Annotated in this window: 17 protein-coding genes and 3 pseudogenes; 16 read left to right on the top strand and 4 right to left on the bottom strand. The window is 28.5% G+C overall.

The features are described from left to right. Nucleotides 1–295: 295 nt before the first annotated feature. The 13 genes and pseudogenes from ACTHUW_RS07005 to ACTHUW_RS06945 all read left to right on the top strand — a co-directional run bounded on the left by ACTHUW_RS07005 (nucleotide 296) and on the right by ACTHUW_RS06945 (nucleotide 8612). Nucleotides 296–1285 carry an Rpn family recombination-promoting nuclease/putative transposase gene (locus tag ACTHUW_RS07005; protein ID WP_442212871.1) on the top strand — a complete coding sequence of 330 codons (990 nt, stop codon included), beginning with the start codon at nucleotides 296–298 and terminating at the stop codon, nucleotides 1283–1285. Nucleotides 1286–1339: 54 nt separating this feature from the next. Next, nucleotides 1340–1483 (top strand): annotated as a pseudogene (locus ACTHUW_RS07000) (DUF4301 family protein); the annotation flags it as partial. Nucleotides 1484–1512: 29 nt separating this feature from the next. Further along, nucleotides 1513–1578 (top strand): annotated as a pseudogene (locus ACTHUW_RS06995) (DUF4301 family protein); the annotation flags it as partial. Between the two features lie 88 nt (nucleotides 1579–1666). Beyond that, nucleotides 1667–1942 carry a hypothetical protein gene (locus ACTHUW_RS06990; protein WP_442210979.1) on the top strand — a complete coding sequence of 92 codons (276 nt, stop codon included), beginning with the start codon at nucleotides 1667–1669 and terminating at the stop codon, nucleotides 1940–1942. Nucleotides 1943–2447: 505 nt separating this feature from the next. Then, nucleotides 2448–3359, top strand: coding sequence for a Fic family protein (locus tag ACTHUW_RS06985; protein ID WP_442199050.1), 912 nt, complete (start codon nucleotides 2448–2450; stop codon nucleotides 3357–3359). 338 nt (nucleotides 3360–3697) lie between these two features. Next, a complete protein-coding gene (locus ACTHUW_RS06980; protein ID WP_442210981.1) occupies nucleotides 3698–3889 on the top strand; it encodes a hypothetical protein in 192 nt (63 codons plus the stop codon). A gap of 14 nt (nucleotides 3890–3903) precedes the next feature. After that, nucleotides 3904–5010: a diguanylate cyclase domain-containing protein gene (locus tag ACTHUW_RS06975; RefSeq protein ID WP_442212873.1), complete on the top strand. Its 1107-nt coding sequence runs from the start codon at nucleotides 3904–3906 to the stop codon at nucleotides 5008–5010. A 159-nt stretch (nucleotides 5011–5169) separates the two neighbouring features. Continuing rightward, nucleotides 5170–5715: pseudogene (gene rhuM / locus ACTHUW_RS06970) on the top strand (RhuM family protein); the annotation flags it as partial. Between the two features lie 12 nt (nucleotides 5716–5727). Further along, nucleotides 5728–6102 carry a hypothetical protein gene (locus ACTHUW_RS06965; RefSeq protein WP_442212869.1) on the top strand — a complete coding sequence of 125 codons (375 nt, stop codon included), beginning with the start codon at nucleotides 5728–5730 and terminating at the stop codon, nucleotides 6100–6102. Between the two features lie 362 nt (nucleotides 6103–6464). Next, nucleotides 6465–6794 carry a hypothetical protein gene (locus ACTHUW_RS06960; RefSeq protein ID WP_442198109.1) on the top strand — a complete coding sequence of 110 codons (330 nt, stop codon included), beginning with the start codon at nucleotides 6465–6467 and terminating at the stop codon, nucleotides 6792–6794. A 135-nt stretch (nucleotides 6795–6929) separates the two neighbouring features. Further along, nucleotides 6930–7919 carry a type II TA system antitoxin MqsA family protein gene (locus ACTHUW_RS06955; protein ID WP_442198108.1) on the top strand — a complete coding sequence of 330 codons (990 nt, stop codon included), beginning with the start codon at nucleotides 6930–6932 and terminating at the stop codon, nucleotides 7917–7919. 161 nt (nucleotides 7920–8080) lie between these two features. Next, nucleotides 8081–8347 (top strand): type II toxin-antitoxin system Phd/YefM family antitoxin, encoded by a 267-nt coding sequence (locus ACTHUW_RS06950; protein WP_442198107.1) that lies wholly within the window; start codon nucleotides 8081–8083, stop codon nucleotides 8345–8347. Further along, complete coding sequence (locus tag ACTHUW_RS06945; protein ID WP_442198106.1) at nucleotides 8313–8612, top strand: type II toxin-antitoxin system RelE/ParE family toxin; 300 nt, start codon at nucleotides 8313–8315, stop codon at nucleotides 8610–8612. Before ACTHUW_RS06950 ends, ACTHUW_RS06945 begins: the two co-directional genes overlap by 35 nt. Before the next feature lie 89 nt (nucleotides 8613–8701). Here ACTHUW_RS06945 and ACTHUW_RS06940 read toward each other — a convergent pair whose 3' ends face one another. Then, nucleotides 8702–8881, bottom strand: coding sequence for a helix-turn-helix domain-containing protein (locus ACTHUW_RS06940; RefSeq protein WP_442198111.1), 180 nt, complete (start codon nucleotides 8879–8881; stop codon nucleotides 8702–8704). Between ACTHUW_RS06940 and ACTHUW_RS06935 the strand changes: the two genes are divergently transcribed. From ACTHUW_RS06935 to ACTHUW_RS06925, 3 genes are read left to right on the top strand one after another with little or no spacing between them, the layout of a single operon-like run. After that, nucleotides 8878–9129 (top strand): amidohydrolase family protein, encoded by a 252-nt coding sequence (locus tag ACTHUW_RS06935; RefSeq protein ID WP_442198110.1) that lies wholly within the window; start codon nucleotides 8878–8880, stop codon nucleotides 9127–9129. The two genes, ACTHUW_RS06940 and ACTHUW_RS06935, sit on opposite strands and share 4 nt — an antisense overlap. 20 nt (nucleotides 9130–9149) lie before the next feature. Then, a complete protein-coding gene (locus ACTHUW_RS06930) occupies nucleotides 9150–9989 on the top strand; it encodes a DnaJ domain-containing protein (protein WP_442198105.1) in 840 nt (279 codons plus the stop codon). Nucleotides 9990–10024: 35 nt separating this feature from the next. Further along, nucleotides 10025–10408, top strand: a complete 384-nt coding sequence (locus tag ACTHUW_RS06925) for a hypothetical protein (protein ID WP_442198104.1) — start codon at nucleotides 10025–10027, stop codon at nucleotides 10406–10408. Between the two features lie 61 nt (nucleotides 10409–10469). On the opposite strand, the gene ACTHUW_RS06920 is transcribed toward ACTHUW_RS06925, so the two are convergent. From ACTHUW_RS06920 to ACTHUW_RS06910, 3 genes are read right to left on the bottom strand one after another with little or no spacing between them, the layout of a single operon-like run. Next, nucleotides 10470–11579, bottom strand: coding sequence for a heterodisulfide reductase-related iron-sulfur binding cluster (locus tag ACTHUW_RS06920; protein WP_442212867.1), 1110 nt, complete (start codon nucleotides 11577–11579; stop codon nucleotides 10470–10472). Between the two features lie 11 nt (nucleotides 11580–11590). Next, nucleotides 11591–12202: a TVP38/TMEM64 family protein gene (locus ACTHUW_RS06915; RefSeq protein ID WP_442198102.1), complete on the bottom strand. Its 612-nt coding sequence runs from the start codon at nucleotides 12200–12202 to the stop codon at nucleotides 11591–11593. Between the two features lie 24 nt (nucleotides 12203–12226). After that, on the bottom strand, nucleotides 12227–13141 hold the full coding sequence (locus ACTHUW_RS06910; RefSeq protein WP_442198101.1) for a sulfurtransferase: 915 nt from the start codon (nucleotides 13139–13141) through the stop codon (nucleotides 12227–12229). Between the last annotated feature and the right edge of the window lie 343 nt (nucleotides 13142–13484).

The following is a 13484-nucleotide window of genomic DNA, read 5'->3' as shown; positions in this document are numbered from 1 at the left end:
TGGAATATTAATGTCCGAGAAAAAAGTGTGCTGAAAAAGGTTGACAATCCAACTTATTCATTCTGATAATAAAATATAAAGATCCTATAAAACTGTAGTTCAGAAGACAAAACTCTTCTAACTACAGCTTTTTATGTTTTGTAACAAAACTTAAATTTTGTGATTAATTTTATAAACCTGAAAATGAATTCCCATTATAAGTAAAGAACTTTTACTAAATTCAAAATAAATACTACTAAAAATAAATTAGTAATGATATAATATAATTAACGGAGAAACTAAACGAGGTGATGTTTTGGATGCATTAAATCAGCCACATGATAAGTATTTCAGGGCAACTTTTGGTGAAGTAAGCTTTACTACTGATTTTTTAAATAATTATCTACCTAAAGATTTATTAGATATTATGGATATGGATACATTACAACCACAAAAGGGAAGTTATTTAGATAAAGAACTAAAAGAGCAGTTTACGGATTTGCTTTTTAGGGTAAATATAAACAATAAGCAAGGGTATGTTTATTTCTTATTTGAGCATAAGTCCTATAAAGATAGAATGGTAATATTTCAAGTACTAAAATATATGGTAGAAATTTGGGAAGGTAAAATAAAAGAAGACAAGGAAAAGAGAAAAGAAGCTGGACTACCCGATACTGGAGAAATAGAAATACCTATAATACTACCATTAGTAGTTTATCACGATAAAGGAAAGTGGAGTATAAAAAGAACATTAGGAGAAATGATACATGACTATGATGATCTTCCAGATAGTTTGAAAAAACATATACCGAATTTTGAATATTTACTATTTGACTTATCCCAATGGCAGAAAAAAGATATAAGATTACAAGCGGAAAACATGATAGCTATTAAAGCATTAAGTAAATCAAGACACGCATCAAAAGAAGAGGCAATAGAAATACTAATAGAAGCAATCGAACTAATAAATAGAACTGAAGAAAAAGATATAGTAACATATTATGTGTCAGAATGCATAAAATATATGCTAAGTATAAGAGATGATATAAGTGAAAAAGAAATGGAGAAAATAGCAGAAAAAATATCAATAGAAGGTGGTGAGCTAGTTATGTCAGTAGCTGAAAGATTAAGAAAAGAAGGCGAAGAAAGAGGAATAGAGATTGGGGAAGAAAGAGGAGCTAAAAAAGAAAGGATAAAGCTTGCTAAAGATATGATTGAAAATAGTGAGCCCTTAGAAAAAATAATACAATATACAAAATTAGATATAAAAGAAATAGAAATAATAAAATTACAAATGGATAATTAAGGGTGCTTGTCACCTAACTTACTAAAAACCTGTAGCTAGAAGATTAAATTCTAACTGCAGGTTTTCTATGTTTTAAGCGTAGATCTGGTATGCTTTGTTAAAGATTATAAAAGTGATAAGTTTAATTTAATGGATTATATAAATGAAGATAGATATTTTATAAGTGAAAAGACATACAAGGGAAGAAAATTAAAAGCATTAGAACATCTTGTACTTTACTTTAGAATACCTTATTGGTGGAAGTTCCTATTTCTACATTTAACCCAGTTAAGACTGTGAATGATTTGAATTGACACAATATTTCACAATTTAATAATAAAATATGATATAATATGGATAATGTTGTTATATTTTATATTTTTATAAAGGAGTAGTTTGTTTATGGAAGTAGATTTTTTAAGTAATATATATAATTTTTTGAAGAATAATTCAGTAATATATGATAATAGCTTAATAGTTGCTATTATAGCTATTAATATGACGGTTATAGGTCTTACCTCTTTAGCAGAATCTAAAACTATAATAGGTATAGATTATGGAAAGTTTCTTGTAAAAAAATATAAGGTGTTTGGGATAATTAGAATGTATTATCTCTTAATAATATTTGCAATAATAAAGCTACGACAAAGCTACGGTGCCAGTCACTTAACTTATTAACTTATTCATCCTGATAATTAAACACGATTATACTATAAACCTGTAGCTAGAAGATTAAATTCTAACTACAGGTTTTATATTTATGGATTTGAAGTTTGTGAATTATAAATATTGAAAAAATTCATGCATTCTTTTAATATAAAATCAGGGGTGTTTTTAATTGAGTAGAAAGCCTAGATTTGAATATCCTGGAGGAGTTTATCATCTTATACAAAAAGGAAATAATAAAGAATTTATTTTCAGAGAAATGGAAGATAAGGAATATTTTTTAGATTAATCAAAGAATATAGAGAAATTATGGAATTTGAGTTATATGGATATGTAATAATGAAAAATCACAATTTTTTAACCCTGTAAATTTAATATATTTTGTTCAAGTTTTCAATTTTTATGCTTACCTTACAAGTATTTACGGAATGATATAAATATATTTTTAAAAATATATTTATATTGTTCCTTTAATATGATATTATATATTTCAAAGAAGGTGATAAATTTGAAATATATGAGTGTTAAGCAAGCGGCTAAACTTTGGAATATAAGTGATAGAAGGGTAAGGGTTTTATGCTCTGAAGGTAAAATTCCTGGAATAATAAAAGAAGGGCGTGCATATAAGATTCCAATAGGTGCATTAAAGCCTGTAGATGAGAGAACTTTTAAAGGAAAGAATATACCTGCTGAGTATGAGGATTTATTTAAACGTATAGATTCAAAAAAGGCAGAGTTAGAAAAAAGAAGACCGCTTACTAAAGGAGAACTAGAAAGATTAAGAGATGAGTTTTTAATTGAATTTACCTATAATTCAAATGCAATAGAGGGAAGTACATTAACACTTAGGGAAACTGCAATGGTTTTAGAAGGCTTAACAATTGATAAAAAACCTTTAAAGGAACATTTAGAAGCAGTTGGTCATAAAGATGCTTTTGAATATATTCAGGAATTAGTTTCTGAAAGAGTAGTTCTATCTGAAAAAATCATAAAAGATATTCATTCCTTGGTACTCATAGATAGACCACAAGATAGGGGAGTTTATAGAAGGTTACCTGTTAGAATAGTAGGTGCAAAAGTAGATCCTCCACAACCTTATTTAGTAGAATCTAAAATCGAAGAATTAGTAAAAAGATATAATAGCCTAGATAATAAAGCTCATATAATAGAAAAAGTGGCTAGATTTCATCTGGATTTTGAAGGAATACATACTTTTATAGATGGCAATGGAAGAACTGGAAGGCTAATATTAAATTTAGAAATAATGAAATATGGATACCCACCTATTAGTGTTAAGTTTACCGATAGAAAAAAATATTATGACTGTTTCCATGAGTACTCAGAAAAGTGTAATGCAAGTAAAATGATCTTAATGGTAGCTAAGTATATAGAAGAAGAAATAGATAGATATATGTTAATGTTATCATAAAAAAGGCACTCTAGTGGGTCCTTTTTTGTGCTAACATAGAATCTAAAGTTATGTTATAATGACATTTATGATCAAATAACAATTTATAATCTTAAAAAAGAAAGAGGAATAAAAATATATATGAATATAATAAATAAAATAGTGAATAACAGTTACTTGTCCAAAATGTAAAATGACTATGATTAAAAAGACATAAAATGAAGAATGTTATAATATAATAGATTATCTAGTGAAATTGAACCTTTTAATGGTTTAAGACTAATAATATAAAATTTAGCAGATGAGGAATATTTCTAACTTTTGCTAGATTTATTTTATGAAAAGAGGAATGAGTTACTATGAAAGAAAGCTACTTAAAAACAGAGTTATATAATTTGGTCAATAATGATACCAGTATTTTTGAATTTATACAATCAGGTTCTCTGGATGGAATTTGGTATTGGGATTTAGAAAATCCTGAGAATGAATGGATGAGTTCTAAGTTTTGGGAAATATTAGGCTATAATCCGGATAAAAAAAACACCTTGTAAGTGAATGGCAAGACATTATTTTTCAAAGAAATTTAAAAGTAGCTATGGAAAATTTTGAAAAACATTGTATAGATCCTAGTTATCCATATGATCAAATTGTAAGATATAGACATAAGGATGGTTCTACTGTGTGGATAAGATGTAGGGGCTTATCTATAAGAGATGAGAATGGAAAAGCAATACGTATGTTGGGAGCACATACTGATATAACGGATTTAAAGGAAACAGAAAAGGAAATTTTAAGGTTAACTAAAGAATATGAAAAAGTGTTTAATGGCACCCAAGATGCTATGTTTCTAATAAAAGTTTTAGAAACAAGTAAATTTCGTTATGTTCGAAATAATATTGCTCATCAGAATAAAACAGGAATTACTCTTGAAAAAATAATTAACAAATCTCCACAAGAATTGCTTGGCAAGGAAATGGGAGATTTTGTTACAGGAAACTATAGAAAATGTGTTATAGGCAAAAAAAGCATCACTTATGAAGAAAGATTAAGCTTGCCGGGTGGAAACTGTATTTGGTCAACAACATTAACACCTATTGTTGAAGGCGATTACGTATCTCATATTGTAGGTTCAGCAACAGATATTACTGAACGAAAAAAATTAGAGTTAGAATTAGAGAAGCATGCCAATCATGATAAGTTAACGGGATTACCTAATAGAAGATTGTTTTTTGAAGTATTAGATAGGATGATATTAGAAAATGAAAGAGATAAAACGAAATTCGCACTACTTTTTCTTGATTTAGATGGCTTTAAAGATATCAATGATAATTATGGTCATAAGGTTGGAGATGAAGTTTTAATTATAGTTGGAAGGCGATTGTTAAACTGTATTCGCAAGTCAGATACTGTTGCACGAATGGGTGGAGATGAATTCACGATTGTACTTCGTAATATTAAAGACGACACAGTTATAGATAATATTGTTAGAAAAATTCATACTGCTTTACAAGAAGTTATGTATATAGATTCTTATGAGGGCAGGGTTAATTCATCTATTGGTGTGGCCATATATCCTGACAATGGTAGAGATAGCGAAACACTATTAAAAAATGCAGATTCATCGATGTATGAAATAAAGAAAAATGGAAAAGGTGGATTTGCAAAAAGCTAAAGCTAAAAAAGCTAAAGCTACGGTGCCAGGCACTTAACTTATTAACTTATTCATTATAAATAGGAATCATTTACTAGATTCAAAATAAAAACAACTACTACTAAAAATAAATTAGTGATTATATAATTAAGTAATAGAGAAACTAAAAGAGGTGAACTAATGAACTCAGAAATAATCATGTATCAGACAGAAGATGGTCTGACAAAAATCGAAACTACATTTGACAATGATACCGTTTGGCTTTCAATAGACCAAATGGCAGAGTTGTTCCAACGAGATAGAAGTGTAATTGGTAAGCATATAAGGAATATTTTTAAAGAAGGTGAACTTGAGAAAGATTCAGTATGGGCAAAATTTGCCTACACTGCTTCAGATGGGAAAGACTATCAAGTGGACTATTATAACCTTGATGTAATTATTTCGGTAGGATATCGAGTGAAATCATTGAGAGGTACACAATTTAGGATTTGGGCAAATAGTGTTTTGAAAGAGTATCTTAAAAAAGGCTTTGCAATGAATGATGATTTACTTAAAAATGCAGGTGGTGGCAACTATTTTAAAGAGCTTCTTGAGCGTATAAGAGATATTCGTTCAAGTGAGAAAGTTTTTTACAGGCAAATACTTGATATTTATGCAACAAGCATTGATTATGACCCAAAAGCATCTGAGTCCAATAAGTTTTTTAAGATAATACAGAATAAAATGTGCTGAAAAAGGTTGACAATCCAAAAAGAAGAGGCAATAGAAATACTAATAGAAGCAATTGAACTAATAAATAGAACTGAAGAAAAAGATATAGTAACATATTATGTGTCAGAATGCATAAAATATATGCTAAGTATAAGAGATGATATAAGTGAAAAAGAAATGGAGAAAATAGCAGAAAAAATATCAATAGAAGGTGGTGAGCTAGTTATGTCAGTAGCTGAAAGATTAAGAAAAGAAGGCGAAGAAAGAGGAATAGAACAAGAAAAAAGAAAGTCAGCAAAAATAGATATAATAAAAGGTTACAGCACAGAAATAATAATGGAGATGACAGGCTTAACAGAGAAAGAAATAGAAGAATTAAGAAAAGAAATGCTTAAAAATTAAATTATAAAGGTAGTGTAAAATAATCTGTGCTTAAGTGAAATTAAAAGCTCTTTTCTGGCAAGAATTTAAGATAAGAATTCAAACCAGAAAGGAGTTCTTTATCTCAAAAGATAGAAGAATAGAGACGTTACTAAATTTGTCTTGTGTGAAGTAAATTCAAGTTATCAAAAAGATACTATGAGTAAATTAAAATAGTAATTTATCCTTTAATTTTCTATATAAGTATTAAAAGGAAAATTAGAGGATTTTTTTATTTAAAATAATAATTTTAAATAAAAAGGTATCAAATGGTACGAAAACCATTGAAAAAAATGTTTTAATAAGATATAATAGGGTTATACTATAGATAAGGAGTGTATTATTTGAGTGAAAATAACCCAACATCTCAAAAACTTTTAAATTATACACCAGATGATATTAAATCATATTTAAATAAATTTAGAAAATGTATAATTGAAAAACGATATTCAATTGCTAAAAAGGTAAATAGAAAAGAGAATATGGATTTTATTGAAGATTATAAAATTGATACTAAAAAAGAGCAAGAAATCTTATTAGCATTACAATTTGATGATTTTTGTTATGCTGTAAAAAATAATAATAGGGATTTTCCTCATGAGGTTCTTTATATATTTTGTAAACAGCATGAACTAGACTTTTGGGGAACCTTAGAGAACGTTGATATATATTAAAGTAAACATGATTGAAACTAAAAGTGGAGACTTACATTCAATTGTTGTTTCTTTTCACAAAAAAAATTATGATATAAATTATTTATTTAGATAATGTATAACCATTAAGCTGACAAAGAAAGGGAGGAGACCTTTATGAAAGGTTTTTGTGAGAAATGCCGTGACATGGTAGATTTCAGCATAAAAATGGAAAATAAAAATAAAATTATTAAAGGAAAAAAGATTGAATATATTGCTAAAGTAGCTTACTGTTGTGAGTGTAACGAAGAAATATTTGTACATGATATTAGAGATTATAATTTAAAGGAAATTGATAATGAATACAGAAGATCTGAGCATTTAATTACAGTTTATGAGATTGAGCAGATTCTTAATAAGTATAACATTGGAAAAAGGCCTATTTCAATGTTACTTGGATGGGGAGAAGGGACAGTGACTAGGTATGTTGATGGAGACATACCATCTAAGACCTATTCAGATATATTAAAAAGAATATTAGAAGATAAACAACATTATAAAGACATACTAGAGGAGAATAAAGAAAACATATCTGATTTAGCTTATAGAAAAAGTATTGCTTCTATTGAATCTAAAAAAAATTCTGAAAGTGTTAAAACTGATAAATTTGAATCAGCCATTAAATATATATTAATGCATTCATCTGAAATCACACCGCTTGCTCTCCAGAAATTGCTTTATTTTGCTCAGGGCTTTAAAAAAGCTTTTACTAATGAATATATGTTTGATGAAGATTGTGAGGCTTGGGTTCATGGACCGGTTTATAGAAATATCTATGAGAGGTATAGCAGCTATGGCTGTAAACCAATTGAAGAAGATTTATGTTTTAATAACTCTAATCTTGAAAAAAATGAGAAAGAGCTTCTTGATTATATTATTCATTATTTTGGTTGTTACAGTGGCAAAGTACTTGAAAATATGACTCATGCAGAAGAACCTTGGAGAGTCACTAGAAGGGGGTTAAAAAACTCAGAAAGTTCGGATAGAGCAATAGATAAGAAAATAATAGAAGAATATTTTAATGATGTTAAAGAAAAATATAAAATGCTTAATTTCACAGATATTAAAGATTATTCAACAGATTTATTTAATAAGCTGTGTTTGTAGTAGGATTTTAGAATTGGTCACTTAGTAAATTAGTTTTAATTTATTAAGTGACCTTTTTATTTAATTTACATGAAGGTATTTTTACTATTTAGGGGATAAAATTTAGGAGGTACAATAAAAAATAGTTTAACGCAAAAAAATTAGTAAAAGGAGCTGATTTTATGCCTAATCTAAGATCTATAATAGATCTTATATATACAACTGAAATTTCAAAGTTATGTCATGAAACAAATGAACCCATCTTTATTACTAAAAATGGTTATGGAGATATGGTTGTTATGAGTATAGATACTTATGAAAAAACTTTAGGTAAATTAGAATTATATTCTAAACTTATTGAAGCTGAAGAACAAATTAAAAATTGGGAAGAGATTTTAGATGGAGAATCAGTTTTTGAAAAGCTCAGAAATAAATATGGAGACAAATAAATATAATATAAAAATTACTTCTGAAAACCTTAGTAATAATGAAACGGTTGCAAGGTTAATGGATAAAATTGAAAATAGTATTATGAGATTAAAAGAATTTCCTTCTTCTTGTAGTTTATTAGAAGATGAACTTCTTAGAAAGAAAGGTTATAGGAAATTAATTATTAATAATTATATCGCCTACTATTTATTAGCTAATAATAAAAAACAAGTTATTATTATGCGTGTATTATATAATAAGCAAGATTACCAAAATTTAACATAAAGAAATTAAATATCCTGACAATTAAACACAATTAAACTATAAAGCTGTAGCTAGAAGATTAAATTCTAACCACAGCTTTTTTATTTACCTTAATTCCCACTCTCCCTATAATACTTTCTAAACTTCAAAGGGATTATAGATTCTTTCTTTTTAAAAAGGCGGATGAAATTACTTTGACTATTAAAGCCAGAATTTAATGGAATATTAGTAATATGATTATCAGTACAATAAAGTTCATCTTTTGCACATGTAATTCTCTTTAAAAATATATATTGTTTTTAATCCTTTAGTCTATGAAACTAGAAGTATAAGATCTGTAGTTGATATTGTAGGTGCAGAAAAGGTTTTATTTGTTTCAGATTTTCCTTTGTTAATATATCCTAGGAAGTGTAGAAAAAAAGAATTTGAATTATTTATCACAGATATTCGTCAAAATGCTGGTTTAAATGAAGAAGAATGGACTAAGGTTATGTATGATAATGCGAATAAGTTACTTTCTCAAGCAAAAAGGAAATGATGTTAACATAGAATTATAAGTTGTGTTATAATAAAACTCATGATGAAATAACAACTTATAATTTTAGAAAAGAAAGAGGAATAAAAACATATATGAATATAATAAACAAGATAGCTGGTAAAACTTTATATGGAATTGCTAGATTAATCTCTATAGTACTTGATACAATCATAGCTCTTGTTGAAACCATGGTTATGATTATATCCAGTATTGCAAGGGGATTTGTTGTACTTATAGGAATGGGAGGTTGTTTGTTCCTTTTACTATTTGCAGGTCCTCTTGGAGTTGCATTACTTTTAAACCCTACTGTACTTTTGACAATAGCATTTTTCATCATAGCTCCAATACTTGGGACTAAATTTATATCCTATCTAAAATATATAAGATATGTCACAACTGAATATCTATTTGATCGTGCAAGTTACCTTATAGATGGTAAAAGTTATCAATTTGAAACCTTTGATGAATACAAGAAAAAATATAAAAGGATGCAAGATGAAAAAAGAAGGAAAAGACAAGAAGAAAATAGGGCTAGGCAAGAAAGGAAATGGGAAGAAAGGTTCAGGCAATGGAATACCCATCAAAATTCCCAAAGAAGTAATTGGGGTTATGGAAGCGAGCAAGCTTATGTAAATCCAACAAATGAGTTTAAGACAAAATATGAAAAGAGTTGTAATCTCTTGGAAGTTGGATATAGTGAAGATCAATATCAAATAAAGTTAGCATATAGGAAAAAGGCAAAGCGATATCATCCAGACATAAATAAATCTCCAGATGCTACAGAGAAGTTTCAGCAGGTTAATGAGGCATACGAATTTTTAAGTGATGGAAATATAGAGAGATATAAGAGTATCGTATAGTAAGGATATCAATACTAGAAGGAGATGAAGTCGGTATGAATTGGATTAAGAAGTTTATGATAGGAAGGTATGGACCAGACCAACTATCTACAGCCTTACTAGTACTTTATATAATTTTTTCTGGAATCTTTCACAGCACTTTGTTAAACATATTAAGTATGGTTTTATTAATTATTATTTTCTATAGGATGTTTTCTAAAGACATAGGCAAAAGGTATGAAGAAAACAATAAGTTTTTGAAATACTGGCATCCTATAAAAAACAAGGCAAGGAAAAAGATGAATAGAATGAAAAGCAGAAAAGATTATAGGTACTATGAATGTCTAAATTGTAAACAGAAACTTCGAGTACCCAGAGGAAAAGGTAAGATAACAGTTACCTGTCCAAAGTGTAAAATAACTATGATTAAAAAGACATGATAAGACACCTGTGCCAGTCACTTAACTTATTAACTTATTTATTAAGTACAGAAATATGATGCTACTTACCTATCTTTTTTGACTTATATCTGTTAACCCATTTATTAACTAGGCCTTGACTTTTCTGTTTAATATCTTCTATATCTTCATTAAATAACAAATCTAAAATATGATAGGAAGATTTTCCACCTTTTCTCATAGAATATACACATTCCTGGCAGTAACTTATGATATCTTGGGTATTAGCTTCTCCAGCTCTTCTCCTTATATGTCTATCAGCAATATCTTTTTGAGCCATTGAAACCATCGCTCCTGCACCACAACAAAGAGTTTTCTCCTTATTATAGGTCATCTCTTCTGTAACAAGACCTAAATCATCTATTATTTTTCTTGCTGATGCATGAATATTTTTTTCATTTCTAGTAGGGCAAGGATCATGTATGGTGAACTTTCTATCTAAATTTAAATACTTGACTTTCTTAGCATCTGGAATTCCGGCACTTGCTATCTCCTCCCATAGGGAAGTTACTTCTAAATCGCTACTATTTTCCCTAATAGTCATAAAGCAATTTTGGCATCCTGTAATTACTTTTTTTACTCCCTTTAATCTAAATTCTTTTTCAAGGATTGAATAATATTCATTGAATTTATCTTCCTTTCCAGTGTATTTAGTTGGCTTTCCACAACACTTTGTATATATTCCTATCCCTTCTATATTCTCCCTAAGATAATAATATGTATTTTCCACTATTTTAGGGCTATATGAAAGAAGTGCACAACCTGGAAAGAAGACAGTGTCAGACTGTAAGTTTTGGATATCAGAAGTAAATATATTAGAAAAACTAAGATTTTGATGTAAATCAATGCCGCTAGTATTTAAATCTTTTGGTAAGCTACCATCATAGTTTTTTACAGTATCTCTTCTTAGCTCCAAAAATATTCCTTTTAAATCTACTGATTTTGGGCAAAGCTCATTACAATATCCACATTGCATACAGGAAAAAGGCAGGGAATATTGAAATTCTTTGGTATCTTTTAGATCCTTTAATAAAGTTTTAGGGGAATTACAATATTTATCTAGCATAGGACAGCCCTTCATACACTGCTTACATCCTATACATTCTTCTTCTGATTTGATTATCTTTTCTATATTACTTTCAGTTATTTTCATTCTTTACCCTTCTATTGTTTTGATTTTTTAGCTTTTTTATTTTTATCCATCCAAATCATTCTAACGGTATATACGAGTGCACTTAGTCCAAATAAGAGTAATAAGCCAGTTACAAATGTTGATGGATTAGAGAATTTTGCTGCAGCATAGGAATAAACTAGAGTAGCAGGTATTTGACCTAATCCAGTAGCTACAAAAATTGTATTCTTACCATATTTTTCAAAGAAAATCTCTATTTCTTCAAGAGATAATTTGCTTGCAAACTTTTCAGCTACACCTCTGCCATAAACTCTAGAAATACCAAAACATATGGCTGCACCAATCATAGCACCACTCCATGAAATCATAGCACCTTGCCACCATCCCCAAATCCCAGCATTTGCAAAGGTAATAAAAAATGCTGGGATAGGTGCTACTATAGATTGAACTATCATCATAGAAATAGAGATTGCAATTGCCCATCCACCGAATGATCTAATATATTGCCTTACAGATTCAACATCCCTAAATGAATCAATCATATTTCTTAGTCCTTGGTTTAATGGTTCAACAAAAATAAATAACAATACTGTTACCAATAAAACTATAGCTTTTATTATTGTTGTTTTTTTAATCATCTTCATCTACATTCTCCCACCTCCCACCTATTATTCTACTTCATTATGAAAGCACCATGTGTTATATGATCCATCATAATTTTTAGCTACCTCATAATCTAATATTTCCATTACAAGCTGGGTATAAGCAGATCTGATTCCAGATGTACAATAAGCAACAATCTTATCATCTTTACTTATATTAGCTTCTTCAAACATAGAATCAATTTCTTCATTTGATTTTAAGTAACCATCTTCATCAAATAAATCTAAAAATTTCATTTGAATAGCTCCCGGTATGTGTCCACCTTTTTCCTCTCCATAATAAGTTCCACCTTCATATTCTCTATCCTCACGAACATCAAGAATTACATACTCATCAAATGATTCTTCTAGTTCTTTTGTATTTATAACACGTTCATAATCCATAGAATCTATCTCTACTTCTACAGGATTTAACTTTTTAATTTCTTTTGATTCTTCCAATCCCGAAGCTATAAGAGCTTTTAATCCTCCATCTACCATTTTTATATTTTCATATCCAGCACTTTTTAAGGTCCATAGAATCCTAGCATCTTCTCCCCATCCTTCAGGTCCTTCAGCAAATAAAATTATTTCCTTATCCTTGGATAGACCTAAATCACCCAGCCTTTGAGATAATACTTCTGGCTCTAGAATTAATCCCCAATCATAATCTCCTTTTTCTATTTCAACATTTGATAAATTTTGCCATGAAGTTGAAACTGCACCTTTTATAGTACCTTTTTTCGCCAATTTTTCTCCTCTTGCATCTAGTAATATAGCATTATCATTTTCTAATTGTTCTTTCGCATAGTTGGCATCTACAATATATTCGCCTTTAAATGCAGATTCTTTTAAGTCCGATTCATCATTATTACTACAAGCAGCTCCTACTATTGAAATCATTAATATCAAAGCTATAAATAATACTTTCCTCATTTTCATTTAAATCTACCCCTTTTTATTAATTTTAACACATTATATTCTACTAAAGTACAATATAAGTTATTAAAAGCTATTTTACAATTTAAATAGATAAAATCAATACTTCCTCACTTTAAGGCTCAATAAAATCAATTATGTATTTATTTCTTTTTATAGTCTAATAGAATTTTCTATAGCTTATAAACGATTATAAGAAATATTTATACAAAAGATTCTACTATTATTAAAGAGATATTTATTAAGGCTATAATTAAGAAATAAGTATTAATAATATCAATTGGAGTTATGATAATTGTTATGTTACACTTGTTTATGAAGAAATTATATGTGTCGAGAGTACCTA

This window comes from Senegalia sp. (in: firmicutes), from assembly GCF_052088025.1.
GTDB lineage: Bacteria > Bacillota > Clostridia > Tissierellales > SIT17 > Anaeromonas.
The sequence above is the reverse complement of the archived record's forward strand: the minus strand, read 5'-3'. Positions and strand labels throughout refer to the sequence as shown.

Coding starts and splice junctions, on each gene's coding strand:
- ACTHUW_RS06990 (WP_442210979.1), top strand. CDS start 1,667: ATGGAAGTAGATTTTTTAAGTAATATATATAATTTTTTGAAGAATAAT.
- ACTHUW_RS06985 (WP_442199050.1), top strand. CDS start 2,448: ATGAGTGTTAAGCAAGCGGCTAAACTTTGGAATATAAGTGATAGAAGG.
- ACTHUW_RS06980 (WP_442210981.1), top strand. CDS start 3,698: ATGAAAGAAAGCTACTTAAAAACAGAGTTATATAATTTGGTCAATAAT.
- ACTHUW_RS06955 (WP_442198108.1), top strand. CDS start 6,930: ATGAAAGGTTTTTGTGAGAAATGCCGTGACATGGTAGATTTCAGCATA.
- ACTHUW_RS06950 (WP_442198107.1), top strand. CDS start 8,081: ATGCCTAATCTAAGATCTATAATAGATCTTATATATACAACTGAAATT.
- ACTHUW_RS06925 (WP_442198104.1), top strand. CDS start 10,025: ATGAATTGGATTAAGAAGTTTATGATAGGAAGGTATGGACCAGACCAA.
- ACTHUW_RS06920 (WP_442212867.1), bottom strand. CDS start 11,579: ATGAAAATAACTGAAAGTAATATAGAAAAGATAATCAAATCAGAAGAA.
- ACTHUW_RS06915 (WP_442198102.1), bottom strand. CDS start 12,202: ATGAAGATGATTAAAAAAACAACAATAATAAAAGCTATAGTTTTATTG.
- ACTHUW_RS06910 (WP_442198101.1), bottom strand. CDS start 13,141: ATGAAAATGAGGAAAGTATTATTTATAGCTTTGATATTAATGATTTCA.